Annotated in this window: 29 protein-coding genes; 21 read left to right on the top strand and 8 right to left on the bottom strand. The window is 63.3% G+C overall.

Annotated features, from left to right (window positions below; translation table 11 throughout):
- Positions 1 to 57: 57 nt before the first annotated feature.
- From ACK3BK_RS19535 to recX, 15 genes are all read left to right on the top strand, one after another.
- Positions 58 to 1224: a phage tail sheath family protein gene (locus ACK3BK_RS19535; RefSeq protein WP_186718875.1), complete on the top strand. Its 1167-nt coding sequence runs from the start codon at positions 58 to 60 to the stop codon at positions 1222 to 1224.
- A gap of 13 nt (positions 1225 to 1237) precedes the next feature.
- Positions 1238 to 1747, top strand: coding sequence for a phage major tail tube protein (locus ACK3BK_RS19530; RefSeq protein WP_065862264.1), 510 nt, complete (start codon positions 1238 to 1240; stop codon positions 1745 to 1747).
- A gap of 11 nt (positions 1748 to 1758) precedes the next feature.
- A complete protein-coding gene (locus ACK3BK_RS19525) occupies positions 1759 to 2061 on the top strand; it encodes a phage tail assembly protein (RefSeq protein ID WP_054891038.1) in 303 nt (100 codons plus the stop codon).
- A gap of 124 nt (positions 2062 to 2185) precedes the next feature.
- Positions 2186 to 4216 carry a hypothetical protein gene (locus ACK3BK_RS19520; protein WP_411383113.1) on the top strand — a complete coding sequence of 677 codons (2031 nt, stop codon included), beginning with the start codon at positions 2186 to 2188 and terminating at the stop codon, positions 4214 to 4216.
- A 15-nt stretch (positions 4217 to 4231) separates the two neighbouring features.
- Positions 4232 to 5077 (top strand): phage tail protein, encoded by an 846-nt coding sequence (locus tag ACK3BK_RS19515; RefSeq protein WP_411383112.1) that lies wholly within the window; start codon positions 4232 to 4234, stop codon positions 5075 to 5077.
- A complete protein-coding gene (locus ACK3BK_RS19510; RefSeq protein ID WP_063545897.1) occupies positions 5052 to 5258 on the top strand; it encodes a tail protein X in 207 nt (68 codons plus the stop codon). The genes ACK3BK_RS19515 and ACK3BK_RS19510 overlap by 26 nt, the downstream gene beginning before the upstream one ends.
- A gap of 40 nt (positions 5259 to 5298) precedes the next feature.
- The gene (locus ACK3BK_RS19505) at positions 5299 to 6333 is read left to right on the top strand and encodes a phage late control D family protein (RefSeq protein ID WP_411383111.1); all 1035 of its coding nucleotides are present in this window, start codon (positions 5299 to 5301) and stop codon (positions 6331 to 6333) included.
- A gap of 24 nt (positions 6334 to 6357) precedes the next feature.
- Positions 6358 to 6942, top strand: coding sequence for a 2OG-Fe(II) oxygenase (locus ACK3BK_RS19500; RefSeq protein WP_186718885.1), 585 nt, complete (start codon positions 6358 to 6360; stop codon positions 6940 to 6942).
- Between the two features lie 6 nt (positions 6943 to 6948).
- Complete coding sequence (locus ACK3BK_RS19495; RefSeq protein WP_411383110.1) at positions 6949 to 7758, top strand: hypothetical protein; 810 nt, start codon at positions 6949 to 6951, stop codon at positions 7756 to 7758.
- A 50-nt stretch (positions 7759 to 7808) separates the two neighbouring features.
- Positions 7809 to 8354 carry a hypothetical protein gene (locus tag ACK3BK_RS19490; RefSeq protein WP_411383109.1) on the top strand — a complete coding sequence of 182 codons (546 nt, stop codon included), beginning with the start codon at positions 7809 to 7811 and terminating at the stop codon, positions 8352 to 8354.
- A gap of 103 nt (positions 8355 to 8457) precedes the next feature.
- Positions 8458 to 9006: a glycoside hydrolase family 19 protein gene (locus ACK3BK_RS19485; protein WP_186667202.1), complete on the top strand. Its 549-nt coding sequence runs from the start codon at positions 8458 to 8460 to the stop codon at positions 9004 to 9006.
- Complete coding sequence (locus ACK3BK_RS19480; protein WP_411383108.1) at positions 9000 to 9500, top strand: lysis system i-spanin subunit Rz; 501 nt, start codon at positions 9000 to 9002, stop codon at positions 9498 to 9500. Before ACK3BK_RS19485 ends, ACK3BK_RS19480 begins: the two co-directional genes overlap by 7 nt.
- 59 nt (positions 9501 to 9559) lie before the next feature.
- A complete protein-coding gene (locus tag ACK3BK_RS19475) occupies positions 9560 to 10042 on the top strand; it encodes a CinA family protein (RefSeq protein ID WP_186667201.1) in 483 nt (160 codons plus the stop codon).
- A gap of 104 nt (positions 10043 to 10146) precedes the next feature.
- A complete protein-coding gene (gene recA / locus ACK3BK_RS19470; RefSeq protein WP_125931569.1) occupies positions 10147 to 11214 on the top strand; it encodes a recombinase RecA in 1068 nt (355 codons plus the stop codon).
- A gap of 67 nt (positions 11215 to 11281) precedes the next feature.
- Positions 11282 to 11704: a recombination regulator RecX gene (gene recX / locus ACK3BK_RS19465; protein ID WP_238343269.1), complete on the top strand. Its 423-nt coding sequence runs from the start codon at positions 11282 to 11284 to the stop codon at positions 11702 to 11704.
- 60 nt (positions 11705 to 11764) lie between these two features.
- Here recX and ACK3BK_RS19460 read toward each other — a convergent pair whose 3' ends face one another.
- Positions 11765 to 12883 carry an LOG family protein gene (locus ACK3BK_RS19460; RefSeq protein WP_186667199.1) on the bottom strand — a complete coding sequence of 373 codons (1119 nt, stop codon included), beginning with the start codon at positions 12881 to 12883 and terminating at the stop codon, positions 11765 to 11767.
- A 357-nt stretch (positions 12884 to 13240) separates the two neighbouring features.
- On the opposite strand from ACK3BK_RS19460, the gene ACK3BK_RS19455 reads away from it, so the two are divergent.
- A complete protein-coding gene (locus ACK3BK_RS19455; protein WP_186667198.1) occupies positions 13241 to 13444 on the top strand; it encodes a hypothetical protein in 204 nt (67 codons plus the stop codon).
- Between the two features lies 1 nt (position 13445).
- Here the strand turns inward: ACK3BK_RS19455 and ACK3BK_RS19450 are convergent, their stop codons facing one another.
- Positions 13446 to 13868: a quorum-sensing-regulated virulence factor family protein gene (locus ACK3BK_RS19450; protein WP_186667197.1), complete on the bottom strand. Its 423-nt coding sequence runs from the start codon at positions 13866 to 13868 to the stop codon at positions 13446 to 13448.
- Positions 13869 to 14090: 222 nt separating this feature from the next.
- Between ACK3BK_RS19450 and ACK3BK_RS19445 the strand changes: the two genes are divergently transcribed.
- The 3 genes from ACK3BK_RS19445 to ACK3BK_RS19435 all read left to right on the top strand — a co-directional run bounded on the left by ACK3BK_RS19445 (position 14091) and on the right by ACK3BK_RS19435 (position 16146).
- Entirely contained in the window at positions 14091 to 14801 is a 711-nt protein-coding gene (locus tag ACK3BK_RS19445) for a tRNA-uridine aminocarboxypropyltransferase (RefSeq protein ID WP_411383107.1), read from the top strand.
- Positions 14802 to 15057: 256 nt separating this feature from the next.
- Entirely contained in the window at positions 15058 to 15708 is a 651-nt protein-coding gene (gene erdR / locus ACK3BK_RS19440; protein WP_054891023.1) for a response regulator transcription factor ErdR, read from the top strand.
- Between the two features lie 72 nt (positions 15709 to 15780).
- Positions 15781 to 16146: a diacylglycerol kinase gene (locus ACK3BK_RS19435; RefSeq protein WP_186667195.1), complete on the top strand. Its 366-nt coding sequence runs from the start codon at positions 15781 to 15783 to the stop codon at positions 16144 to 16146.
- 3 nt (positions 16147 to 16149) lie between these two features.
- On the opposite strand, the gene finR is transcribed toward ACK3BK_RS19435, so the two are convergent.
- Positions 16150 to 17076 (bottom strand): LysR family transcriptional regulator FinR, encoded by a 927-nt coding sequence (gene finR / locus ACK3BK_RS19430; RefSeq protein ID WP_186667194.1) that lies wholly within the window; start codon positions 17074 to 17076, stop codon positions 16150 to 16152.
- A 121-nt stretch (positions 17077 to 17197) separates the two neighbouring features.
- Between finR and fpr the strand changes: the two genes are divergently transcribed.
- The gene (gene fpr / locus ACK3BK_RS19425) at positions 17198 to 17977 is read left to right on the top strand and encodes a ferredoxin-NADP reductase (RefSeq protein ID WP_054891020.1); all 780 of its coding nucleotides are present in this window, start codon (positions 17198 to 17200) and stop codon (positions 17975 to 17977) included.
- Between the two features lie 66 nt (positions 17978 to 18043).
- Here fpr and tsaA read toward each other — a convergent pair whose 3' ends face one another.
- The 5 genes from tsaA to rimO form a co-directional block, all read right to left on the bottom strand.
- Positions 18044 to 18739 carry a tRNA (N6-threonylcarbamoyladenosine(37)-N6)-methyltransferase TrmO gene (gene tsaA / locus ACK3BK_RS19420; protein WP_411383106.1) on the bottom strand — a complete coding sequence of 232 codons (696 nt, stop codon included), beginning with the start codon at positions 18737 to 18739 and terminating at the stop codon, positions 18044 to 18046.
- A 7-nt stretch (positions 18740 to 18746) separates the two neighbouring features.
- Positions 18747 to 19208, bottom strand: a complete 462-nt coding sequence (locus ACK3BK_RS19415) for a DUF1456 family protein (protein ID WP_186667192.1) — start codon at positions 19206 to 19208, stop codon at positions 18747 to 18749.
- A gap of 49 nt (positions 19209 to 19257) precedes the next feature.
- The gene (locus ACK3BK_RS19410; protein ID WP_186667191.1) at positions 19258 to 19968 is read right to left on the bottom strand and encodes an rRNA pseudouridine synthase; all 711 of its coding nucleotides are present in this window, start codon (positions 19966 to 19968) and stop codon (positions 19258 to 19260) included.
- 112 nt (positions 19969 to 20080) lie between these two features.
- Complete coding sequence (locus ACK3BK_RS19405; protein WP_411383105.1) at positions 20081 to 20539, bottom strand: GNAT family N-acetyltransferase; 459 nt, start codon at positions 20537 to 20539, stop codon at positions 20081 to 20083.
- 119 nt (positions 20540 to 20658) lie between these two features.
- Positions 20659 to 21990: a 30S ribosomal protein S12 methylthiotransferase RimO gene (gene rimO / locus ACK3BK_RS19400; protein ID WP_186711655.1), complete on the bottom strand. Its 1332-nt coding sequence runs from the start codon at positions 21988 to 21990 to the stop codon at positions 20659 to 20661.
- 268 nt (positions 21991 to 22258) lie between these two features.
- Between rimO and ACK3BK_RS19395 the strand changes: the two genes are divergently transcribed.
- Entirely contained in the window at positions 22259 to 24157 is a 1899-nt protein-coding gene (locus ACK3BK_RS19395; RefSeq protein ID WP_186667188.1) for a potassium transporter Kup, read from the top strand.
- Positions 24158 to 24190 lie beyond the last annotated feature (33 nt).

The raw sequence follows: 24190 nt of genomic DNA, 5'->3' as shown, positions 1-24190 counted from the left end.
CCGCAGGCCCAGCATTCCCCGCAGGGCCTTTTTATATCCGACTTGGAGACAACCTACATGAGTGGATTCTTCCACGGCGTCACCGTAACCAACGTAGACACCGGCGCCCGCAACATCGCACTGCCGTCGTCCTCGATCATCGGCCTGGTCGACACCTTCACCGAAGGTGCCGGTGTCACGGCCAAGGCCAACGACCTGGTCCTCATCACCAGCGAGCGTGAAGCCGTGGCCGCCTTCGGCGCCGATGCGGCGATCACCAAGGCCTGTCGTGCCATCTACAGCCGCGCCAAGGCGGTCATCGTCGCCTGCGGCGTGGCAAAGCTCGAAGAGGCGGCCGAGCAGACCGCGGCGATCATCGGCAACGTGCTCGCTGACGGCAAGCGCACCGGCCTGCAGGCACTGCTCGACGGCAAGAGCCGTTTCAACGCCCAGCCGCGCCTGCTGGTCGCGCCCAAGCACAGCGCCACCCAGGCGGTCGGCACCGCGCTGGTGGCACTGGCCGACAAGCTGCGCGGCATCGCCATCATCGACGGCCCTGGCACCACTGACGAAGCCGCGCTCGCCTACGCCAAGAACTTCGGTGCCAAGCGCGCCTTCCTGGTCGATCCGGGCGTGCGCTACTTCGACACCGTCGCCGAGGCCACCGAGGATGCGCCAGGTTCGGCCTGGGTCGCCGGCCTGTTCGCCTTCACCGATCGCGAGTACGGCTTCTGGGCCTCGCCGTCGAACAAGGAGTTCGTCGGTATCACCGGCACCAGCCGCCCGGTGGAGTTCCTCGATGGCGACGACAGCTGCCGCGCCAACCTGCTGAACAACGCCAACATCGCCACCATCATTCGCGATGACGGCTTCCGCCTGTGGGGCAACCGCACCCTGTCCAGCGATCCGAAGTGGGCCTTCGTCACCCGCGTGCGGACCATGGACATCGTCATGGACGCGATCCTCTACGGCCACAAATGGGCCGTCGACCGCTCCATCACCGCCACCTACGTCAAGGACGTCACCGAGGGCTTGCAGGCCTTCATGCGCGACCTGAAGAACCAGGGCGCGATCATCAACTTCGAGGTCTTCGCCGATCCGGAGTTGAACACCGCCAGCCAACTGGAGCAGGGCAAGGTGTACTGGAACATCCGCTTCACCGACGTACCGCCTGCCGAAAACCCCAATTTCCGCGTCGAAGTCACCAACCAGTGGCTGACCGAAGTCCTCGATTCCGCCGCTTAAGGAGCGCATCTACATGGCAATGATTCCCGAAACCCTGGCCAACCTGAACCTGTTCGTCGACGGTGTGAGCTTCCAGGGCGATGTACCCAGCCTGACCCTGCCCAAGCTGACCCTGAAGATGGAGGAGCATCGTCCCGGTGGCATGGACATGCCCGTCGAGATGGACCTGGGCATGGAGAAACAGGAAGCGGCCTTCACCACCACCGGCGTGCGCCGCGAGTCGCTGAAGTTCTTCGGCCTGGCCGACGGCACGGCCTTCAACGGCACGTTCCGCGGTGCCTTCAAGGGCCTCAAGGGCCAGATCAATCCAGTCATCGTCACCCTGCGCGGCTCGCTCAAGGAAATCGACATGGGCGACTGGAAATCCGGCGACAAGGCCGAGATCAAGCACAGCGTCGCGCTCAGCTACTACAAGCTGGAAGTTGACGGTCGCCTGGTCTACGAGATCGATGCCCTGGGCATGAAGCGGGTGATCGATGGTGTCGACCAACTGGCGGCGCAGCGTACTGCGCTGGGCCTGTAAGGGAGGTGCATATGGCTCAGGAAAACCGCCAGCCCCAATGGCTGAACCTTGCAGCCGACCGCGTCACGGTGCGTTTGTCGCGTCCGAGCGAGGCCAATGGCGTTCAGGTCGACAGCCTGACGTTGCGGGCCCCGACGGTGCGTGACATGCGCAACGCCCAGGCCGGCGGCGCCAGCGACGACGAGCAGCGCGAGCTGAACCTCTTCGCCTCGCTGGCCGAAGTCGGCATCAAGGACCTCGAAGGCCTCACCCTGAAGGACTACGGCCGCTTGCAGGCCGGGTATTTTCGCCTGGTGCAGGACGACGAGGTTTGACCCGACCCGGCAGAAGGCCGCCGCAAGGCGGCTGGCCAAGGAGCTGAACTTTTCCGCGAGCGAAATCATGACCATGTCGTTCAGCGACATGGTCTGGTGGCTTTCGGATTGAGAGGATTAACGGATGGCGAACAAATCAGGGATTGCCCTGGGGGAAGCCGTCGCATCTGGCTCGGCTTTCCCTGGCGCGCTCGATGACTATCGCGCCAGGTTTACCGATCATTGGGCGCCTTACGGCAAGGCGCTGCAATCGTTTTCATCACCGCTGGATATCTGGCGACCAGGCCCGTATCCATCGGTCGTGCCACAGCTGTCGAACTGGCAAGGACTCACTCCGGCACTGGAGCACCAGCCGTTACCCTTGGCTGAACAGGGATGGCGCGCATCCAACTCACCCCCGTTCGAGTTGCCCGCTCAGATCGTACATGCGTACCCCCAGCCTCGGCCGCGCGCAGATTCAACTCCCCGGATCAACGCGGATGCACCTGAAGCTCGACAAGGGGTGGTGTCGGGGGAGGGCGAAGCAGTTTCGTCAGCCTCTGCTGATCCCACGCCGAGCCGAGCCACTGCCCGTACCCGAGCAGGGGCTGCGGCCAAGGAGGCTGCCTCTGCAACCAAGTTGGATTTGGGGTTGAAGCTCTTCCACACCGCTTCCACCGCCACCACGGCGAAGGAGCAAGCAGTGGGCTATCTCAGTGCGGTTGGGTCGGCAGTCGGCACCATAGGCGGCAAGGCCTTGGGGGCGGCGGTGCCGCGCTGGGGCACGATGGTCTCGGAGGTGGGCGGCGTTGCCTTCGGTATGGCCGGCGACAAGCTGGGCGCCTGGGCTGGCGAGCGGGTCACGAACCCTGCATCGGCTACAGCCAAGGACAAACCGCCATCAACGCCGGTATCGACTCAGTCGAAACCTGACGCGGATCCTTATTCGACGCTGTCTGGCTCAGTCAGGGACGCGCTTACGACTGCTGCGGTGGTGGGCGGGGGTTATGCCAGCTGGGAGGTACTCAAGCGGCGTTACACCAACCCAGGGGCTGTCGCTGGGACCGCCAAGGGCGTCGCAGAGAACCTCAAGGCATTGAAAATACCCCTTGCTTCGATGTTCATCGAGGCTGGTGCAAAGGCGGCCTATACCTATGGCACGGCGCAAACCCGTGAAGAAAAGTGGAGCGGTTATGGCGGCGCGGCAGGGGGCCTGATTCTTGGTGGCGCCCTGGGTGCCGCCGGATCGTTGCTGGGTCCGATCGGTACCACGATAGGGATGTCGGTCGGCAACTTTGTGGGCGATCAGGTTGGGTCGGCGGTAGGCAAATATTTGGCCACCCAGTACCAAGAGCCTGCCTCCACAGAGCAGCCGGTACGGCGCGGGCTGCCGGCCAAGGCGAGCGGGACGGCAAAGGAGCAGAGCCCGGAGCGTGCCAGGTCGTCAGGACCGCCGTCTCCTCTTCGGCCGGCGGGGCTTATGGCGCAGTTTGCAACCGCCGCAAGCGTTTCATCGCAACGGCGGCCTTCGATGTTGACTAGGCCGAAGCCGGGTTCGACTGCTGACACTGCCGGCATGGACAAGGCTCTCGTGAGGGATCTGTTGAGACGTCCTGTGGATGAGGGGAGGGCGCCAAGTGCGGCGGCCAAGCACCGGGTTGCAGGCGCCATCGCTGAGCCTCGTGCATGGCCTCCGGCGATTCCTGGTCTTTCGTTGGTCCCCGGTATCGTGCCTTCTCCCAGATTCGAAAGTCCTGGCGCCAGCGTTGCGCCCGCTGCCATAAAGGTCGAGCTCCCTCGATCGCCTCAGAAGCCGTCAAGGCCGGCTGCTGTACTGGGGTTGCCGAAGGTTGCGGTGCAGGCCTCAGCGTCTGGACGTTCAGCTGTAATGGACAAGCTCGCAGTAGAGGTGCAGATACCAGCCGCGCAGTTGTCGGAGCCGCCGCAAGCCAGCGTCCTGCCAGATGCTCCGCCGCAAGCCCCCGCCCAACCGGTGATTACCAGCGGGGCAGGCCAGCCCTTCAACTTCACCACCAACATCCCCATCACGCTGCAAGGCGCCGCTGTTGCACACGACCAACTCGCCACCGACCTGGAACTGGCTGTGCGCCGGGTTCTGGAAGAACGGCAAAGAGCTGATGAAGCGCGTCTGGCAGACCCTCTACGACAATTTTGAACCGGAGGGACATTCATGACCTACCTGGAGCAGTTGCAGGCCGCACTGCATGCACTGGTCAAGGCGGGCGAGGAGGGGCGTCGGCGTGCCGGCGCCATGCTCGACCCGATGAACCAGGCCGTGGACCACGTCAAGGAAGCCGCGGCCGAACTCGAAGCATTGCCCTGGATCGGACCGGCCATCGGCCAGCGCCTGCAACGTACCCTGCGTGCCATCGACTCGGCACAAGGGCGTGTCAACAAAGTGATTGCCCGCTACGACAAGACCGTCGACGAGGTGCGCAAGGTGCAGGAGCGTGTCGAGGTCTTTTCCGAGCACCTGGGCAAGGCCGGCGCGGCGATCCGCAAGGTGGTGGGCGATGCCCGCGCAGTGGCAAGCGGGGTACTCGTCACCTTCGGCTTCGCGCCGCGGACAACGCCGGCCGCCGAAGCGATCAAGCCATTTGCGCACCTGCTGGTGTTGCAACCGCTGAAGGCCAATGCCGCACCCTACTACTTCAACCTCGATACCGCAGCGTTCGACCAGTTGCGCCGCCAGACCCGTTTCCGCTGGGCTGCCCAGGAGCGCCTGAGCCGCGACAGCGCGCAGCAGGCTGTCGGCCAGGGCGAGGAGACGATCAGCATCCGTGGTGCGATCTTCCCTGCGTTCAAGGGCGGACTTGGCCAGTTGCAGACCCTGCGCAGCATCGGTCGCCAGTTGCTGCCCCTGAGCCTGACCACCGGTTACGGCGAGGTGCTAGGCAATTGGTGCCTGACCAGTATCGATGAAGACCAGAGCAATCTGCTGGCAGGCGGTATTCCACGCAAACAGGGTTTTTCACTGGAGTTCACCCGCTATGGCGAAGACCTGCAAAACGTCTGACGGCGACCTGCTCGACACCCTCTGCCAGCACTACTACGGCCACCTCAACCGCACGGTCGAAGCCGTACTGGAGGCCAATCAAGGGCTGGCCGACGAAGACCAGCCGCTGCGTGCCGGCGTGATGATCCTGCTGCCCGACCTACCCACTGCCACGGTCAGCAGCGTGCAGCTCTGGGACTGAACGCAGGCTTGTTTCCACACCGACAACGGAGGCATGAGTCATGCAACCCGTCTTCAGCATCAAGGCCGATGGCAAGGACATCACCGCGCTGATCAACGACCGCCTGCTGCTGCTGCGCACCACCGACAAACCCGGCATGGAGTCGGATACGTTCGAGCTGCGCATCGATGCCCGCGACGGCGCCCTGGCCTTGCCGCCTCGCGGCGCGGTGCTGGAGGTGCACCTGGGGTACGCCGGGCAGCCGCTGACGCTGCTGGGACGCTTCACCGTCGATGAAGTCGAGCTATCCGGGCCGCCAGATACGCTGGTGATCCGCGGCAAGGCCAGCGACCTGTGCGGCAGTGGCAGAACCATCCGCAGCGGCAGCTGGGAGAACGTTCCGCTGCAACGCATCATCGCCGAGATTGGCGCGCGCAACGGCTGGCAGGCGATCTGCCCGGTCACCCTGAACGTGCCGCGTATCGACCAGTACAACGAATCGGACTTCAACTTCATCACCCGTCTGGCTCGTCAGTACGACTGCACTGGCAAGCTCGCCAACGGCCAGTTGCTGGTACTGCCGCGCCAGGGCGGGCAGAGCGCCAGCGGCAAGACGCTGGGGCTGGTGACACTGCGGCGCGGCGACGTCAGCCAGTGGCAGTTTCGCCTGGACGACAAGGCCACCCGCAAGGCCGTGCGCACCCGTCACCAGGACAGTGCCAGCGGTGAGCTAAAGGTGGTCGAGCTGGGCAACGACGCAGGCTCCGAGAGCCAGCGTCCTGTCCATACCGACCGCCACCTGTACCCCAATCGCGCCGCCGCCGAACAGGCTGCCCGCGCACGCTTGGCCAGCTTCAACCGCGAGACGGCCAGCGTGCGCCTGGACATGCCCGGGCGCACTGACCTGTTCGTCGAACGCAACATCGAGGTGAGTGGTTTTGTCGACGGGCTAGACGGCCAGTACCTGATCGACTCGGTCGAGCAAGTGTTCACCGGCTCTGGCTGGCGGACCACCGTGCAGTGCAACGGTGGCAAGACGGGCAAGGCCGGGAACGCGGGGCGTGCAGCGGACAAGGCCGCCACCCTCAAGGCCTAGGCCTTTTCGACAAGGAGTATCTTCATGCAATCGAGTTTCAACCCGGATGCGATCCAGGTGCTGGACGACCTGCTGAGCCCACAGGAGCTGTCCATGCTCGCCCAGCGGCTGGCCGGCCCTGTGTGGCGTTTCGGCTGGGCGCAGCACTACGGCGTATTGGATCGACCGTGCTGGCATGCCTTCATTGCCGGCAGCGCACGCGAACAACGACAGGACTGCGAGCAGGAACTGCGTGAGCGCGCCGGCTGGACGTTCCTGGCCGATTGGTGGGCCGGCTTCAAGGACAGCCATCTGCCGCAGGCAACGTTGCTTGGGGTCTACGCCAATGGCCAGACCAGCGGCCAGGACGGCCCTATCCACCGCGACAACCGCCCGGATGAGCCGGGCAAGACCCTGGTCATGTTCTGCAACGAACACTGGGCTACGGCCTGGGGCGGCGAGCTGCTGTTCTTCAACGCCGCCAAGACCGATGTAATCAAGGCCGTACTGCCCAAGCCCGGGCGAATCGTGCTTTTCGACGGACGCATTCCCCATAGCGCCAGATCGCCCACCGCAAGCTGCAATCGCTTGCGTGTGAGCCTGGCTTTCAAGACCCTCATCAAGGAGTAGATAACCATGGCTGGAACAGTCGAACTGATCGTCGGCTATGTCGACAAGGCGGCGGGCACCGGTGCAGCCGGCACGTCGCTGATCGATCAGTACAATAGCGACAAGGAGGGCTTCGCCCTGGTCAACCAGAGCACCCAGACGGTTGCGACAGTGGCTGGCGTGACTTCCATGGTCAAGCTGACAGCCGGCTTCACGCCGTTCCTGAGCGTGACCACCAACACGCTGGCCGCGACCACCGTGTTCGTCAAGATCACTGCGGAGTACCGCACCGAGCAACCGTTCAACACCGGCGATGTCATCAGTTTGGTAGGCAACGTTGCCGGCGTGGTCGGCGGTATTGCCCTGCTGGCCGGGCTCGGCCCTGCCGCGGCCTTGTTCACAGCGGTCGGTATTGGCGCCAACGTCTCGGGCATCATCACCTCCGACGTCAGGAACAACCTCTACCAGTCGCTGGTGAAACCGGTTTGGGAGCAGTATTTCAGCGCCAACTCCCAGGCCAGCTACCCCGACTACTGGGTGGCGCCGGACCTGAAACTGGCCACGCTCGCCGAGCTGGGCGCCTACTACGCCGATCGCATTGCTACCACTCACTGGGATCCGGCAACGGGGGCGGTGGCGCTGTCCAGCGACAGCCGTGCCGTCTATGACGAAGGGGCGGCGGCTGGCGGCGGGGGAGGGGGCTATGTCGAAGGAGGCAGCTCCGGTACGGCGCCTGTGGTCTACCCTGATCTGCCGGACGCCTGGATCGATATCGGTCCGATCGAGATCGTGAACCCGGGTGATGTGTACCTGGGCAGCGATCAATACCACCGCTGAGGTTCGTGGTAGGGTTGCGCTCCAGCCCAACGGTCATCGATAACGGACATATGGCTTCACTCGCCTCTCAGCTTTCTGCACTCACGCCCCGCCAGCGTTTCATCGTCCTGCTGCTCCTGGCGATCTGTTTCCTTGCTTTCGCCGCGATCTACGCGCGGGGATATCGCGACGATCCTGCGTCGGATGACACCAGGCTGTTCACGCTCGACGGTCGACTGACGACCCACCCACAAGTCTGGAAGCCCCAGCCCGAGCTGGTCAACTTTGGTGTGGCCTACGACCTGGACGGTCAGCGTCGGCAGCAAGGTCTGTATGCTTATCGCAGTGCGTTCGAGCAGGCGGGAATCGGTATGGGCACTGTGCTCAGGCTGACCGTGGAAGGCTCCGGGCGGGTGCGAGCCCTGGCCAGTGAAGAGGGTCGTATTCTGTTCGACGACCGGCTGAACCAACAGGTCATCGAGTGGAACAACACTTCGATCCGCCGCGGTGTAATCGTCAGTGGCGTCATGTCGGCTGCAGCGCTGGCCTTCGCGCTGCTGACCGGTTGGCGCCACCGGCGGCGCATTTTTTCCCGGGGCGGTGCTGCCGAAGGCTGACGTCTTGCACCGATTCTCTGCGCCATTATCCAGGACGCAGTCCACAACCCACTCCCAACCCAGGCATTGCCTGGGTTTTTTTTGCTTGCCAGGGAGGTTCTGCATGCTCACCGAGCGGCAACTCATTCAGATCTATCCGCTCGCCGGCCAGCGTGCCGGCGCGTTTCTCACACCTCTCAACGACGCCATGGCCCGTTGGGAAATCGACCATCCCAAGCGCATCGCCGCCTTTCTCGCCCAGGTCGGTCATGAGTCCGGCCAGTTACGCTATGTGAAGGAACTGGGCAGCGACCGCTACCTTTCACGCTACGACACCGGCCCACTGGCCCTGCGCCTGGGCAACACCCCTGAGGCTGACGGCGATGGCCAGCTGTATTGCGGTCGCGGCCTGATTCAGGTCACCGGGCGTAACAACTACCAGGCCTGCAGCCGTGCGCTGTTCGGTGATGAGCGGTTGCTGGCGCAACCCCAGCTTCTCGAGCAGCCGCGCTGGGCCTGCGAGTCGGCGGCCTGGTTCTGGCAGTCGCGCGGGCTCAATGCCCTGGCCGATCGTGGTGAATTCAACCGTATCACCCGGCATATCAACGGTGGGCTCAATGGCCTGGATGAGCGCCTCAAGCTCTGGGCCAGGGCCCGGGAGGTCTTGTGCTGAGCCGTTGGCAGCTCTGCGCATGCCTGGCGCTGATGCTGCTGTCGGCGGCACTGGCCTGGCAGGCCCAGGCCTGGCGCTACGAGCGTCTGTTCGCCGAGTCGGACGAGCTCCAGGCGCGCCAGCGAGTGGAGCAGGCCGAGGTGCTCAACGAGCAACTGCGCAGCGAGCGCGAGCAGCGCCAGGCGCTTGAGCGACGCCTGCATGACAGCGAGTCCAACCATTTCCAGGAGCTTACCGATGCGCAACAGAATCAGGCTCGGCTGCGTGATCGCCTTGCTACTGCCGATCTGCGCCTGTCGGTCCTGGTCGAGCGTGACGCCGCCTGTTCCACAATGCCTGCCGCCACCGGCGCCGGCGGCGTGGATCATGGCGCCTTACGCGCCCGACTTGACCCGGCGCATGCTCGACGAATTATCGCCATTACCGACGACGGCGACCGGGGGCTGATCGCCCTGCGTGCCTGCCAGGCGTATATCCGCGCGCTGGCGCCGTGAATCCTTGCCTGGGGGGATGAGGGTGGTAGGGTAGTGCGCAGTCACGCAAGGAGCCTGTCATGGACCCGATCACCGTACTTTCTACCCGCCTGGGCGAACACCTGCGCCGTTTCAATGCGCAGGTGACCACCGCCGAGTCCTGCACCGGCGGGGGCATCGCCGAGGCGATCACCCGTATTCCCGGCAGTTCGGCCTGGTTCGAGGCCGGCTACGTCACCTACTCCAACACCCAGAAGACCCGGCAGCTTGGCGTCCCCGAGGCACTGTTCACCCAGGTTGGCGCAGTCAGCCAGGAGGTGGTCGAGGCCATGGTTCGTGGTGCCCAGGCCGCCAGCGGCGCGCGTTTTGCCGTGGCGGTCAGTGGTGTCGCCGGGCCGGATGGCGGCTCGCCGGCCAAGCCGGTGGGCACTGTATGGCTGGCCTGGGGCGATGGAGGCCGTGTTATCAGCGAGCGCCGTCACTTCGATGGCGACCGCGAGGCGGTGCGCCGACAGACGGTGATCGCTGCGTTAGACGGCTTGTTACAGCTTGGTGCCGAGTAAATCGCTCGACGGGGGTTTGCGGAAACGAATCCCTGTGGAATAATACTGGCTACTTATACAGGTATTCCGGCCATCAGGGCCACGTCGAACACGTGAGGATTTCAATGGACGACAACAAGAAGCGCGCCTTGGCTGCGGCCCTGGGTCAGATCGAACGCCAATTCGGCAAGGGCGCAGTCATGCGCATGGGCGATCACGAGCGCCAGGCTATTCCAGCCATCTCCACCGGCTCGCTGGGCCTGGACATCGCCCTCGGCATCGGCGGCCTGCCAAAGGGCCGTATCGTCGAGATCTACGGCCCGGAATCCTCGGGCAAGACCACGCTGACCCTGTCGGTCATCGCCGAAGCCCAGAAGAACGGCGCCACCTGCGCCTTCGTCGACGCCGAGCATGCCCTCGACCCTGAGTACGCTGGCAAGCTGGGCGTCAACGTCGATGACCTGCTGGTCTCGCAGCCAGACACCGGCGAACAGGCCCTGGAAATCACCGACATGCTGGTGCGTTCCAACGCTGTCGACGTGATCATCGTCGACTCCGTGGCGGCCCTGGTACCCAAGGCCGAGATCGAAGGCGAAATGGGTGACATGCACGTCGGCCTGCAGGCCCGTCTGATGTCCCAGGCGCTGCGAAAGATCACCGGTAACATCAAGAACGCCAACTGCCTGGTCATCTTCATCAACCAGATCCGTATGAAGATCGGCGTGATGTTCGGTAGCCCGGAAACCACCACCGGCGGTAACGCCCTGAAGTTCTACGCCTCGGTCCGTCTGGATATCCGTCGTACTGGCGCGGTGAAGGAAGGCGACGAAGTGGTCGGTAGCGAAACGCGCGTCAAGATCGTCAAGAACAAGGTTTCGCCACCCTTCCGTCAGGCCGAGTTCCAGATTCTCTACGGCAAAGGTATCTACCGTAACGGCGAGATCATCGACTTGGGCGTCTCTCAAGGCTTGGTCGAGAAGTCCGGCGCCTGGTACAGCTACCAGGGCAACAAGATCGGCCAAGGCAAGGCTAACGCCGCCAAGTACTTGCAAGAGAACCCGGCCATCGGTTCGGAAATCGAGAAGCAGATTCGTGAGAAGCTGCTGACCTCCGGCGCTGTCGCCGCGGCTGCCAAGGCTGCCGCCGCCGAAGCTGATGCCGACGATATGGCTGATGCTGAAGCCGGTTATTGATATCGCTGGTTGATCGCACATGTCGTCCGTCGTACTCGACACCCCCGTCGCCGTTCGGCGGACAGCCATGGACCTGCTTGCGCGCCGCGAGCACGGTCGTGTCGAGCTGACTCGCAAGCTGCGTCAGCGCGGCGCCACGGATGAGCTGATCGAGCCCGCGCTTGATCGGCTTGCCGAGGAAGGCCTGCTCAGTGAGGCCCGCTATCTGGAGAGCTTCATCTCCTACCGTTCCAACGCCGGTTATGGTCCAGCGCGTATTCGTGAAGACCTGAGCCAGCGAGGGTTGAACCGTGGCGATATCGATCAGGCACTGCGCGAAAGCGGTGTAGATTGGTCAGCCCGCTTACGGGACGTCTGGCAGCGCAAGTTCGCCGGGCAACGCCCTCAGGATCCTCGCAGCCGAGCGCAGCAAACACGCTTTCTCGCCTACCGTGGTTTTTCCATGGACATGATCGGGCGACTGCTCAGCGGGCGCGATCTCGACGATTGACGGCCAGTGCGGCTGACATGGCAGACATCTGCCAGGTCAGCCGCACTGGCCGTTTTTCGTTCAACTGACTTTCAACGCTTCCCGGGCATGTTGCGTCGTGTGCATCGGTTGGGGTTTGGCCCAGTTTTCCGGCAGGTTGATGAAGTCCACCAGTTCACGCAGGCGTCCCTGGTCACGGCCGTTGAAGGCGAAGGTCAGGCGGGTCAGGTGGTTGAAGTCGCCGACTTCATGTTCTGCGCTGCTGTCGGCTTGCTGATGGTATTTGCCACTCAGGCGCAGGTCGGCGAAGCCCTCCTGAATGTCGTATAGCGCCGCCTCGCTGAGGGGGTGCAGCATCCGGATCACGAACTGGTTCTTCAACCAGCGACTGGAGTGGTAATTGCTGTAGAACTGGTTGATTTCCTCCACTGCCTCGTCAGCGCTGTGTACCAGACGTACCAGTTTCAGGTCGCTGGGGAGTATGTAGCGGTTCTCTTCCAATTGACGGCTGATGAAGCTCAGTGCGTCCTGCCAGAAACTCCCGCCAGGCGAGTCGAGCAACACCACCGGTACCAGAGGGCTTTTACCCGTCTGGATCAGGGTCAGCACTTCGAGTGCCTCGTCGAGGGTGCCAAAACCACCCGGGCAGAGCACCAACGCGTCAGCTTCCTTGACGAAGAACAGCTTGCGGATGAAGAAGAAGTGGAAGGGCAGCAGTTGATCGGTGCCATCCACCGTTGCGTTGGCATGCTGCTCGAAGGGCAAGGTGATGTTGAAACCCAGGCTGTTTGCTGCTCCGGCGCCTTCGTGGGCAGCGGCCATGATGCCGCCTCCGGCCCCGGTGATGACCATCAGGTCGGAGCGGGCGAGGCTGGCGCCCAGCTCTCGGGCCAGGGCATACATCGGGTGTTCCTGAGGCGTGCGCGCCGAGCCGAATACAGTGACTTTGCGTCGCCCCTTGTAGCGTTCGAGGGTGCGGAAGGAGTGGTCCAGTTCGCGCAGGGCCTGCAAGGTGATCTTGGCATTCCATCGGTTGGCGTCGTCGAAGGCCATGCGCAGGATGGTCAGCATCATGTCGCGGTAGAGCGGCAGGTTGGGGCTGTCCGGTGCCACCAGTTGCAGTTGTTCATCAATCTTGTTCAGGTCGATCCCCTGTTCCCTGAAATGATCGGACAGACGTTCATTCGGTAGGTAAGGCATTCAGCGTCTCCTTCTGCAGCAAAACCTCTGACCGGGTCGATGGGGTGTCCCGGCCGCGACACTGCGTGTGTCGCTGGCTGCTGTCGCTCGAGTGTGCATCTCGAGCATTGCAGTAGGCCTTCAAGGCCGTGATGCAGTGGCGTGAGTCCATCTTGTCTTTTGTCGTTGCGGGTCCGGCAACGTCGTGGCGCGGCAATCTCCTGTGCTTGCCGCTGACGCGTGCTCTTCGCTTTCAATCTAGACGCTGGCGAGCGATCCTGCCGGTTTGCGGCTGCAAACCGTTCGTCTGATAGGATCCAATCGGTGCAGGGGTTTGATTAACTGAAAGACAACGGCGCGATGCAGGGAGGTCGCGGTATGCATCGGTTGGTCATTGAGGTGGACTTGCAGTTGTATGAACTGCTCAGGCGTGCAGCCCAGGACCATCAATTGAGCCTGGAGGGCGAGTGCCTGCGCAGGTTGCAAGGCGCCGACAGGCAATCACGTTACCTTCAGGCCTTGCTGGCGGATCTGCGCGCCGATGAGGAGCAACGGCGCGCCAGCGACGATCAGGTCGCCTGAATCACTTCTTCTTGTTGCCGGCCGTGCAGCTGGCAGCATCGAACGCCTGGTCCATGACCGGCTGGTTGGTCTTGTAGACGGTGAAGCGGTAGACCATTACCGCGCCCTTGGTCATCAGTTGGCGGTAGCCGGTGTTGCGGCAGACGCTGTCGCCCAGCTGGCTGCGCACCAGCGCCGGGTTTTCCAGCATGCGCTGGGCATGTTCTTCGCGCACGCTCAGGTGATTGACCAGCGCCTTGCCCTTCTCGACGGTGTATCCCTGATCGAGGATGTCTTCGTTGACGGCGCGTGGCGTGCCGACGCTGCTCTCCTTGGCAACCTTCTGCAGCATCTGGTTCAGCTCGTAGTCCTGCTTGGACGCCGCATTGGCTGCGAGCGGCAGGGCGAGCAGCAGGCTCAGGGTCGGGACGATAAGACGCAGCATGAATCTCTCCTGGTTCGGTAACTGGCGCTTTGACCTGCGCCTTCTGGCGGCGTTCCATGAACGCGTCGCTCAACGGGCGCAGCGGTCGCCAAAGGCGCGATTATAAGGGAGCGCGCTTGTAGCCTGCACGGCAATCCTGTGGCTGCTCTGGTAGACTCACGTCTTTGTTCCCCGCCGAGTTGTCGCAGTGTCCATCCCATTCCTGTCCACAGGCTTGCAGCCATGAGCCATGCGGTAGCGCGCCTGCGCGCCGAGCGTCTGGCGCGCAGCAACAAACCTTTCGTCGCCCGCGGTTCGCGCGCTGATCGCTGCCCGGACTGCCGGGTGATCGCCAGCCATTGCCTGTGCGCCTGGAAGCCTCGGGTCGACGCCCGGGCCGGCATGTGTCTGGTGATGCACGACACCGAGCCATTGAAGCCGACCAACACCGGCTGGCTGATCGCCGATCTGATCGAAGATACCTGGGCCTTCGGCTGGCAGCGCACCGATGTCGACGCGCGTTTGCTGGCGCTGCTCGAACAACCCCAGTGGCAGCCCTATATCGTCTTCCCTGGTGAGTTCGTCGCACCGGAGCGGGTGGTCAACAAGGTGGTGTGCGAGCCTGGCAAGCGGCCGCTGTTCATCCTGCTCGACGCTACCTGGACCGAAGCGCGCAAGATGTTTCGCAAGAGTCCGTACCTGGATCGCTTCCCGGTGCTGAGCCTGGAGGCCGAGCAGATGTCGCGCTACCGCCTGCGCCGCTCCAAGCGTGACGATCATTTCTGCACCGCGGAAGTGGCGGCCATGTGTCTGGACCTGGCCGGCGACAACCGTGCCTCCCAAGCGCTGGATGCCTACCTCGACGTGTTCAGCCTGCATTACCTCAGCGGCAAGCGACACCTGGCACTGGACGACCAGGATGAGCCGCATCAACGCTTGCATACCTTCCTATAGTCCAAGGGGCAAGCGAGCCGGATTGGTTCATACTGTCGAGCAGGTCGCCAGGGTGGGCGAGGCCGCCGGGCAATTGGCTTGACCACCCGGACGGTGCTCGGCATCCTTGGCGCCGATTCGGCCACGACGCAGCCGCCATCCCAGGCTGCGGTCGTGCCCTTGCCGCAGGCGGCGCCGTCGCCCGCGCCTTGAGTTGCCCGCCAGGCACAGGCCCCGTACCCCGCAGCGCCTGGCACAGAACAGGACCCCTGGATCGATGGCTACATATGAAATCCTGATTGCCGATGACCATCCGCTGTTCCGTAGCGCCTTGCGCCAAGCCGTGACCCTCGGCCTCGGGCAGGACGTACGGCTGGTGGAGGTGGCAAGCATCGCCGAACTGGAAACACGCCTGACCGAGAAATCCGACTGGGACCTGGTCCTGCTCGACTTGAACATGCCGGGGGCCTATGGCTTCTCCGGTCTGGTCCTGCTGCGCGGGCAGTATCCGCAGATTCCGGTGGTGATGGTGTCGGCGCAGGAAGAGGCGGCCGTGGTGGTCAAGTCCCGCGAGTTCGGGGCCAGCGGTTTCATTCCCAAGTCCAGCCCGCTGGAAACCATCCAGGACGCCGTGCGCAAGGTGCTCGATGGCGAAGTGTGGTGGCCGCCGCAGGCGTTCGAAAAGGTTGATGTGTCGGCCGAGGCCAAGGCCGCCAGCGAGGGGCTTGCGAGCCTGACGCCGCAGCAGTTCCGGGTACTGACCATGGTTTGCGAGGGTTTGCTGAACAAGCAGATCGCCTACGAGCTGAGCGTCTCGGAGGCGACCATCAAGGCCCACGTCACTGCGATCTTCCGCAAGCTGGGCGTTCGCACCCGGACCCAGGCGGCCTTGCTGCTGCAACAACTTGAATCGGTTTCAGCTAACTGAGCCTCGCGGCTTCACGCTTTTTTGACCCAGGCTGGACTAGCCTGCAGGCCTTTTCCAGGTGAATTGACTCACATGTCGCCATTCAAGGGCCAGACCGGCCTGAAACGCATCTTCAATGCCGCCGGCTATTCGCTGGACGGCCTGCGCGCCGCCTTCAAGGGCGAGGCTGCCTTCCGCCAACTGGTGCTGCTCAACGTGCTGCTGATCCCGACTGCCTTCTGGTTGCCGGTCAGCCGCGGCGAGCGTGCGATCCTGATCGCCGTGTGCCTGCTGGGGCTGATCGTCGAGCTGCTCAACTCGGCGGTCGAGGCTGCCATCGACCGCATCTCGCTGGAGCGTCACCCCTTGTCGAAGAACGCCAAGGACATGGGCAGTGCCGCGCAGTTGGTGGCAATGAGCATGGTGGCGCTGGTCTGGGGCGTGATCCTGCTCGGCTAGCGCTTAGGCGATGGCCGGCAGCACGATCTCGTCGCTGCGCTGCACCCCCGCAGTAAAGCTGCGGCACAGCTCGAGAAACTCACGCATGGCCGAGGTCTGGTACTTCTGCTTGTGCCAGATGAAGTAAAACTGCCGCAGCAGATCCAGCTCCGGTGTTTCCACCGCCACCAGGCTGCCGCGCCTGAAAGCGTCGCGCAACGCGAGGCGTGAAATGCAGCCGATCCCCAGACCCGACTCCACGGCGCGTTTGATCGCTTCCGTATGTTCGAGCTCCAGACGGATGTTCAGGTTGGCGCGGTGGTGGCGCATGGCCTGGTCAAAGGTCAGGCGGGTGCCTGAGCCTTGTTCGCGCAAGATCCACGCCTCCTGGGACAAGGCCTCGATATTGGCGCGGCCGACCTTGGCCAGGGGGTGTTGCGGGGCGCAGAACACCACCAGTTCGTCCTCGACCCAGGGTTGCACCTCCAGGTCAGGGTGGTTGCAGTCACCCTCGATAAGACCCAGGTCAATTTCGTAGTGGGCTACCTGTTGCACAATGTGCGCCGTATTCTGCACGTGCAGCTTGACCTGGCTTTCCGGGTGCACCTGCATGAAGCTGCCGATCAGCAGCGTTGCCAGGTAGTTGCCGATGGTCAGGGTGGCACCGACGGCGAGCGAGCCGAAGCCGGACTTGCCGTTGAGCAGGTCTTCGATTTCCTTGGCCTGGTCGAGCAGGGCTACTGCTTGGGGCAGCAACTGATGGCCCAGGGCGTTGAGGCTCAGGCGCTTGCCGGCGCGATCGAACAGCTGGCAGCTGGACTGGCGCTCCAGTTCGGTGATGGAAGTACTGGCCGCCGACTGCGAAAGGGCCAGTACATTGGCCGCTCGCGATACGCTTTGATGCTGGGCGACGGCGACGAAGACTTGAAGCTGGCGGAGAGTGAATCGCATATCTATATAACCGATAAGTCATATCTTGATAATTCAGTTAACAGATATTCTCGCTGCCCCTAAACTATCGCGCAACTGCGCGTCTTGCGCGCGCCGCGTTTTTCTTCAGGAGCCCCATTAGATGAGCAACATGAACCACGAACGTGTCCTCAGTGTGCATCACTGGAACGACACCCTGTTCAGCTTCAAGTGCACCCGCGATCCGGGCCTGCGCTTCGAGAACGGTCAGTTCGTGATGATCGGCCTGCAGCAGGAAAGCGGCCGTCCGCTCATGCGTGCCTATTCGATCGCTTCGCCGAACTGGGAAGAGCATCTGGAGTTCTTCAGCATCAAGGTGCCGGACGGTCCGCTGACCTCCCAGCTGCAGCACCTGAAGGAAGGCGACGAGATCATCATCAGCAAGAAACCGACCGGCACCCTGGTGCTGGACGACCTGAACCCAGGCAAGCACCTGTACCTGCTGAGCACCGGTACTGGCCTTGCGCCGTTCATGAGCGTGATCCAGGACCCGGAAACCTACGAGCGTTTTGAAAAGGTGATCCTGGTCCATGGCGTGCGCTACGTGAACGAAGTCGCCTACCGCGAGTTCATCACCGAGCACCTGCCACAGAATGAATTCTTCGGCGAAGCGGTGCGTGAGAAGCTGATTTACTACCCGACCGTGACCCGCGAGCCGTTCGAGAACCAGGGCCGTCTGACCGATCTGATGCGCAGCGGCAAGCTGTTCAGCGACATCGGCCTGCCACCGATCAACCCGCAGGACGATCGTGCGATGATCTGCGGCAGCCCGAGCATGCTCGACGAGACCAGCGAAGTACTCGACAGCTTCGGCCTGAAGATCTCTGCGCGTATGCGTGAGCCGGGTGATTACCTGATCGAGCGCGCATTCGTCGAGAAGTAAGGCGAATTGCGGCATAAAAAAACGCAGACTTGGGTCTGCGTTTTTTTATGCCTGGAAAGTGTGAATTCAGGCTTCGCGTGCAACCTCCAGCACCCGGATCACCTCCGGCTGCGGATAATGCCAGCGCACCTGCACATCCCAGAACTTCACTCCGTAGAGTCGTTCCGGCGCTGGCACCTGATAGGCCGGGCGTGGATCCTGGGCCAGGCACTGTTCGATGAGTTCCACCAGTGGTTCTGCCAGGCGCAGAGCGTGCTCGTGGGCCTGGTGCAAGGCGCTATCGCTCCACTGCACGTTGATCGGCAGTGGCGCATCGCTGGCCATCTGGTTGATGGCATTGTCGATGCTGTCGGCGTAGGGCACGTAGGGTTTGATATCCAGCACTGGCGTACCGTCCAGCAGGTCGATGCCAGACAGGAGCAGACGCCCGGGCTCTACAGCTTCAAGGCGCACCACCGACTGGCCGATCCCGTTGGGGCGATGGGTGGCACGCGTGGCGAACACGCCCATGCTCTTGTTGCCGCCCAGGCGCGGCGGGCGCACCTTCAGCCGGGGCCTTTCCTCCAGTGCTTGGTGGAACAGGAACAGCAGCCACACGTGGCTGACCTGCTCCAGGCCCTGTACCGCGTCGCCCTGGTCGAACGGCGGCAGCAACTCCAGCACGCCGCGTGCCGCGGGCGCCAGGCGGGGCTGGCGGGGGATGGCGAACTTCTCCTTGAAGCAGGAGCGGACGATGCCGACCGGTGTGACGCTGTGCTGCATGATCGGCTCAGCCACGCACGCGAAGGGTCAGGCCCTTGAGGAAGTTGCGCAGCAGCTGGTCCTGGCAGGGACGGTAGTTGTCATGGCCGACCTTGCGAAACAGCGCGCTGAGTTCGGGCTTGGACACCGGGAAATTGACCGATTTGAGGATCGCGTGCAGGTCGTCTTCCTTGAGTTCGAAAGCCACCCGCAGTTTCTTCAGCACGGTGTTGTTGGTCACCGGCAGCTCGACGGGCTGGGGCGCACGGTTGTCGTCCTTGCCACGGCGGTGGATCACCAGGCCATCGAGGAAATGCGCCATGACGCGCTCCGGGCAACGCACATAGCCGGCTTCGTCTTCCTTCTTGATATAGCCGGCAAGCACCACCGGGTTCACTTCAAGGCCGGACAGGGCGATGATTTCGGCCATCTTGGCGTCGTTCACCTTGAGCATGTAGCGCAGGCTGCGCAGGACATCGTTGTGGTTCATGTGACTCGAATCCTTTTCTGAGCCGCACCTTGCGGCGCGGCGGTATCGCTTAGAAGCGTTCGCTGCCGGACAGGTAGCGCCATTGGCCCAGGGGCAGCTTGCCCATCGACACGCCACCCAGGCGAATGCGGCGCATGCCGAGCAGTTCCAGGCGCAGGTAGGCGCAGATTTCGGAGATTTGCCCGGGCTGCGGGTTCTTCAGGGCCAGGCGCAGGTGAGTTTCGTTCTGCCAACTGGCTTTGGCCCGGGGCAGTTCCCGGTCATTGCGGGTCGCACCACGGGCCAGGCGCTCCAGGGCCTGGGGCGTGGTTTCGCCGCGCACCTCGAGGATGTACTCCTGTTCCAGACGGCGCAGGTCGGCGTCGATCTTGCGGGTGACACGCCAGTCCTGGCTGAATACCTGCAGGCCACTGGCGCCGCGTTCGAGCGGGGCGGGGCAGGTCAATCTGGCGAAGTGCCCGTGCAGGGGGCGCACGCCTTCGCGGTGGGTTTCGCTGAGGCTGGCCATGTTCATGCTGGCGCGGGCAGTTTCACTGTCCTGGCCCTTGGGCTGGTTGAGCAGCAAGGTAACCGGCTCCAGTGTTTCGGCACGTGCCCCCGGGAGCAGTTCGACACGCTGGGTTTCAACCTTGAACTGCGGTTGCTCGACCACCACGCCATCGACCGTGACCCAGCCCCCTTCGATGTACAGTTCGGCCTCGCGGCGTGAGCAGCCGAGCTGTTCGATGAGGCGTTTGGACAGGCGGACGGGTTCGGACATGAGCTGAGGGTTCGCAGGGCAGGGAAAGGTGCTTATTGTACCTGCCCGTGCCGTGTTGCGGCTGCGAATCTGCGCCGGTCGGGCCATTTCAGGCGCGGCTGACGGGCCGTGCCTACCGCGGTGCGCGGATCAGTCGCATGTGCAGCAGTGGATAGGGTTGTCCGAGGCCATCGGTTTCCGAGCGTCCCGCCACTTCGAAGCCCTCGTGCAGGTAGAAACCCAGCGCCTGAAGGTTCTGTTCGTTGACGTCCAGACGTTCGGCGTTGAGCTCCTCGATGGCATGGCGCAGCAGACGCTTGCCAACCCCCAGGCCGCGTTGTTCGGGGGCGACGAAGAGCATGTCGACGCGGCCGTTGGCGACACCGGCAAAGCCGAGGATCCTGCGTTGGGCGTCCCGGCAACAGATCAGCATCACGGCATCCAGGTAGCGGCGCAGCACGTGATCGCGCAGCAGCACGATATAGGCGTCAGGGAGAAAATCATGGGTGGCGCGCACCGACGCTTCCCAGATACGGACCAGTTCGGGGTAGTCGCTGTAGTGGGGGGTATGCAGCGTCAGGGGCAAGGACATTCTGTATTCCTCGGGTAGTGAGGAAAACATAGATGCTTGATGACAGTTTTGCGGAGTTTTTCTTCAAAGCTTGCCCCTTCTCGGCGTGTGGCCGCGAAGGGGCGGGGCTTGCGTCTCGATCAGACCGGTTCGGCCCACATGTCGTATTCGTCGGCATCGACAATACGGCAACGTACCTTGTCGCCCGGCTTGAAGCCGTGGTCACCGTCGATGAAAACGCTGCCGTCGATTTCCGGCGCGTCGAAGAAGCTGCGGCCTACCGAACCCTGCTCCTCGACTTCGTCGATCAGTACCTCGATCTCCTTGCCGATACGCAGTTGCAGGCGTGCGCTGCTGATCGCCTGCTGGTGGGCCATGAAACGGTCCCAGCGATCCTGCTTGACGTCATCCGGGACTTCTTCCAGGCCCATGTCGTTGGCTGGGGCGCCTTCGACCGGCGAGTACTGGAAGCAGCCGACGCGGTCGAGCTGGGCTTCGGTCAGCCAGTCGAGCAGGTATTGGAAGTCTTCTTCGGTCTCGCCGGGGAAGCCGACGATGAAGGTCGAGCGGATCACCAGTTCCGGGCACTGCTCGCGCCAGTTCTTGATGCGCGCCAGGGTACGGTCCTCGAAGGCCGGGCGTTTCATGGCCTTGAGCACCTTGGGGCTGGCGTGCTGGAACGGGATGTCCAGGTACGGCAGGATCTTGCCGGCGGCCATCAGCGGGATCACGTCATCGACGTTGGGGTAGGGGTAGACATAGTGCAGGCGCACCCAGGCGCCCAGGCTGCTCAGGGCTTCGCACAGCTCGAGCATGCGGGTCTTGACCGGGCGACCGTTCCAGAAGTCGGTCTTGTACTTGACGTCGACGCCATAGGCGCTGGTGTCCTGGGAAATCACCAGGATCTCCTTGACGCCAGCCTTGACCAGGCGCTCGGCCTCGCTCAGCACTTCGCCGACCGGACGGCTGACCAGCTTGCCGCGCATCGACGGGATGATGCAGAAGCTGCAACTGTGGTTGCAGCCTTCGGAAATCTTCAGGTAGGCGTAGTGGCGCGGGGTCAGCTTGACGCCCTGCGGCGGCACCAGGTCGATCAGTGGGTTGTGGTCCTGGCGCGGTGGCACCACCTCGTGCACGGCATTGACCACCTGCTCGTACTGCTGTGGGCCGGTGACCGACAGCACGCTGGGGTGCACGTCACGGATGGCGCCTTCCTCGACACCCATGCAGCCGGTGACGATGACCTTGCCGTTTTCCTTGATCGCTTCGCCGATCACTTCCAGCGACTCGGCCTTGGCACTGTCGATGAAGCCGCAGGTGTTGACCACCACCACGTCGGCGTCTTCGTAGGTCGGAACGACTTCATAGCCTTCCATGCGCAGTTGGGTGAGGATGCGCTCGGAGTCGACCAGGGCTTTTGGGCAGCCCAGGGAGACAAAGCCGACCTTCGGCGTGGCGGGAGTGGTGGACATGACTAACCTCGGTATTGAAACAGGTCGCGCCTGCCAGTGGCGGCGTGATCCGGGCGGGCGTTTTTGGCGCCTCTGATCAAAAAGTGCGCAATTCTAGCGAGCGCAAGGTCGCTTGACCAGCAGAAAAGCGACGAGCGCTGCGCTATGCTTCGCGCCGTTGTGTCCGGGTAGCAATGATAGCCGGATGACGACAGCGGTCCGGGCGCTGCGAGCATGCCGTCCGGTGCGAATACTATCGGCCCCGAAGGGCCGTCTGCGGGAGTGGTCGATGGTTCAGGCAAGCAGTCACGCCGAGGGCGGGCATGGGGCGGCACGCCCTTTGGGCCTGCTGGTGGCAGCTGTGGGGGTGGTCTATGGCGATATCGGCACCAGCCCGTTGTATACCCTTAAGGAAGTCTTTACCGGCGGTTATGGCGTACAGGTCGACCACGACGGGGTGCTGGGCATCCTGTCGCTGATTCTCTGGTCGCTGCTGTGGGTCGTGTCGTTCAAGTACGTGATGTTCATCCTGCGCGCCGACAACCAGGGCGAGGGCGGCACCATGGCGCTCACCGCGCTGGCGCGGCGTGCCACGGCGGGGCATCCGCGGCTGCGCATGCTGATGGTCGGCTGTGGGCTGGTCGGCGCCTCGCTGTTCTATGGCGACAGCATGATCACCCCGGCAGTCTCGGTGCTGTCGGCGGTCGAGGGCATGGGGCTGGCGTTCGATGGCATCGACCACTGGGTGGTGCCGATCTCGCTGGTAGTGCTGGTGGTACTGTTTCTGGTGCAGAAGCATGGCACCGAGAAGATCGGCAAGGCCTTTGGCCCGATCATGGTTGCCTGGTTCCTCGTGCTGGCTGCGCTCGGGGTGCATGGCATCCAGCAGAGCCCGGAAGTGCTCAAGGCGTTCAATCCCGGGTGGGCGTTGAACTTCTTCATCGTCCATCCCGGAATGGGCGTGGCGATTCTCGGTGCGGTGGTGCTTGCGCTGACCGGCGCCGAGGCGCTGTACGCCGATATGGGCCACTTCGGGCGCAAGCCGATCGCCCGTGCCTGGTTTGCCCTGGTGCTGCCAGCGTTGGTGCTCAACTACTTCGGCCAGGGCGCGATGCTGTTGCAAAACCCCGAGGCTGCGCGCAACCCCTTCTATCTGCTGGCACCAAGCTGGGCACTGCTGCCGCTGGTGGGGCTGGCGACCATGGCCACGGTGATCGCCTCCCAGGCGGTGATTTCCGGTGCCTTCTCCCTGACCCGCCAGGCCATCCAGCTGGGCTACGTGCCGCGCATGCAGATCCAGCACACCTCCAGTGACGAGCAGGGGCAGATCTACATCGGTGCAGTGAACTGGACCCTGATGGTCGGCGTCGTGCTGCTGGTGATTGGCTTCGAGTCTTCCGGTGCCCTGGCGGCGGCCTATGGGGTGGCGGTGACCGGCACCATGCTCATGACCACTATCCTGGTCGCCGCAGTGATGCTGCTGCTGTGGAAGTGGCCACCGGTGCTGGCAGTCCCGCTGCTGGTGGGGTTCCTGTTGGTGGACGGGCTGTTCTTCGCCGCCAACGTGCCGAAGATCGTGCAGGGTGGTGCTTTCCCGGTACTGGCGGGGATCGTCTTGTTCGTGCTGATGAGCACCTGGAAGCGTGGCAAGCAGATTCTCGTCGAGCGTATCGATGAGGGGGGGCTGCCGTTGCCGGTGTTCATCAGCAGCATTCGTGTGCAGCCACCGCATCGTGTCGAGGGGACAGCAGTGTTCCTCACGGCGCGTGCCGATGCGGTGCCCCATGCGTTGTTGCACAACATGCTGCACAACCAGGTGCTGCACAGCCAGGTCGTACTGTTGACGGTGGTCAGCGAGGATCGGCCGCGGGTGCCGGAGTCGGAGCGTTTCGAGGTCGAGGCCTATGGCGACGGGTTCTTCCGCGTATTGCTGCACTTTGGCTTCATGGATGAACCGGACGTACCCGCGGCACTGCGGCTGTGCCATCTGGAAGAGCTGGATTTCAGCCCAATGCGCACCACCTACTTCCTCAGCCGCGAGACGGTGATCGCCTCGCGCCTGGAAGGCATGTCGCGCTGGCGCGGGAACCTGTTCGCGTTCCTGCTGAAGAATGCCAACGGCAACCTGCGCTTCTTCAACCTGCCGCTGAACCGAGTGATCGAGCTGGGAACCCAGGTCGAGATCTGACTCAAATAACAAGGGCCGCATTGCGGCCCTTGT

The sequence above is a fragment of the Pseudomonas sp. L7 genome (genome assembly GCF_046605565.1).
GTDB lineage: Bacteria > Pseudomonadota > Gammaproteobacteria > Pseudomonadales > Pseudomonadaceae > Aquipseudomonas > Aquipseudomonas wayambapalatensis.
The sequence above is the reverse complement of the archived record's forward strand: the minus strand, read 5'-3'. Positions and strand labels throughout refer to the sequence as shown.

Coding starts and splice junctions, on each gene's coding strand:
- ACK3BK_RS19535 (WP_186718875.1), top strand. CDS start 58: ATGAGTGGATTCTTCCACGGCGTCACCGTAACCAACGTAGACACCGGC.
- ACK3BK_RS19530 (WP_065862264.1), top strand. CDS start 1,238: ATGGCAATGATTCCCGAAACCCTGGCCAACCTGAACCTGTTCGTCGAC.
- ACK3BK_RS19525 (WP_054891038.1), top strand. CDS start 1,759: ATGGCTCAGGAAAACCGCCAGCCCCAATGGCTGAACCTTGCAGCCGAC.
- ACK3BK_RS19520 (WP_411383113.1), top strand. CDS start 2,186: ATGGCGAACAAATCAGGGATTGCCCTGGGGGAAGCCGTCGCATCTGGC.
- ACK3BK_RS19515 (WP_411383112.1), top strand. CDS start 4,232: ATGACCTACCTGGAGCAGTTGCAGGCCGCACTGCATGCACTGGTCAAG.
- ACK3BK_RS19510 (WP_063545897.1), top strand. CDS start 5,052: ATGGCGAAGACCTGCAAAACGTCTGACGGCGACCTGCTCGACACCCTC.
- ACK3BK_RS19505 (WP_411383111.1), top strand. CDS start 5,299: ATGCAACCCGTCTTCAGCATCAAGGCCGATGGCAAGGACATCACCGCG.
- ACK3BK_RS19500 (WP_186718885.1), top strand. CDS start 6,358: ATGCAATCGAGTTTCAACCCGGATGCGATCCAGGTGCTGGACGACCTG.
- ACK3BK_RS19495 (WP_411383110.1), top strand. CDS start 6,949: ATGGCTGGAACAGTCGAACTGATCGTCGGCTATGTCGACAAGGCGGCG.
- ACK3BK_RS19490 (WP_411383109.1), top strand. CDS start 7,809: ATGGCTTCACTCGCCTCTCAGCTTTCTGCACTCACGCCCCGCCAGCGT.
- ACK3BK_RS19485 (WP_186667202.1), top strand. CDS start 8,458: ATGCTCACCGAGCGGCAACTCATTCAGATCTATCCGCTCGCCGGCCAG.
- ACK3BK_RS19475 (WP_186667201.1), top strand. CDS start 9,560: ATGGACCCGATCACCGTACTTTCTACCCGCCTGGGCGAACACCTGCGC.
- recA (WP_125931569.1), top strand. CDS start 10,147: ATGGACGACAACAAGAAGCGCGCCTTGGCTGCGGCCCTGGGTCAGATC.
- recX (WP_238343269.1), top strand. CDS start 11,282: ATGGACCTGCTTGCGCGCCGCGAGCACGGTCGTGTCGAGCTGACTCGC.
- ACK3BK_RS19460 (WP_186667199.1), bottom strand. CDS start 12,883: ATGCCTTACCTACCGAATGAACGTCTGTCCGATCATTTCAGGGAACAG.
- ACK3BK_RS19455 (WP_186667198.1), top strand. CDS start 13,241: ATGCATCGGTTGGTCATTGAGGTGGACTTGCAGTTGTATGAACTGCTC.
- ACK3BK_RS19450 (WP_186667197.1), bottom strand. CDS start 13,868: ATGCTGCGTCTTATCGTCCCGACCCTGAGCCTGCTGCTCGCCCTGCCG.
- ACK3BK_RS19445 (WP_411383107.1), top strand. CDS start 14,091: ATGAGCCATGCGGTAGCGCGCCTGCGCGCCGAGCGTCTGGCGCGCAGC.
- erdR (WP_054891023.1), top strand. CDS start 15,058: ATGGCTACATATGAAATCCTGATTGCCGATGACCATCCGCTGTTCCGT.
- ACK3BK_RS19435 (WP_186667195.1), top strand. CDS start 15,781: ATGTCGCCATTCAAGGGCCAGACCGGCCTGAAACGCATCTTCAATGCC.
- finR (WP_186667194.1), bottom strand. CDS start 17,076: ATGCGATTCACTCTCCGCCAGCTTCAAGTCTTCGTCGCCGTCGCCCAG.
- fpr (WP_054891020.1), top strand. CDS start 17,198: ATGAGCAACATGAACCACGAACGTGTCCTCAGTGTGCATCACTGGAAC.
- tsaA (WP_411383106.1), bottom strand. CDS start 18,739: ATGCAGCACAGCGTCACACCGGTCGGCATCGTCCGCTCCTGCTTCAAG.
- ACK3BK_RS19415 (WP_186667192.1), bottom strand. CDS start 19,208: ATGAACCACAACGATGTCCTGCGCAGCCTGCGCTACATGCTCAAGGTG.
- ACK3BK_RS19410 (WP_186667191.1), bottom strand. CDS start 19,968: ATGTCCGAACCCGTCCGCCTGTCCAAACGCCTCATCGAACAGCTCGGC.
- ACK3BK_RS19405 (WP_411383105.1), bottom strand. CDS start 20,539: ATGTCCTTGCCCCTGACGCTGCATACCCCCCACTACAGCGACTACCCC.
- rimO (WP_186711655.1), bottom strand. CDS start 21,990: ATGTCCACCACTCCCGCCACGCCGAAGGTCGGCTTTGTCTCCCTGGGC.
- ACK3BK_RS19395 (WP_186667188.1), top strand. CDS start 22,259: ATGGTTCAGGCAAGCAGTCACGCCGAGGGCGGGCATGGGGCGGCACGC.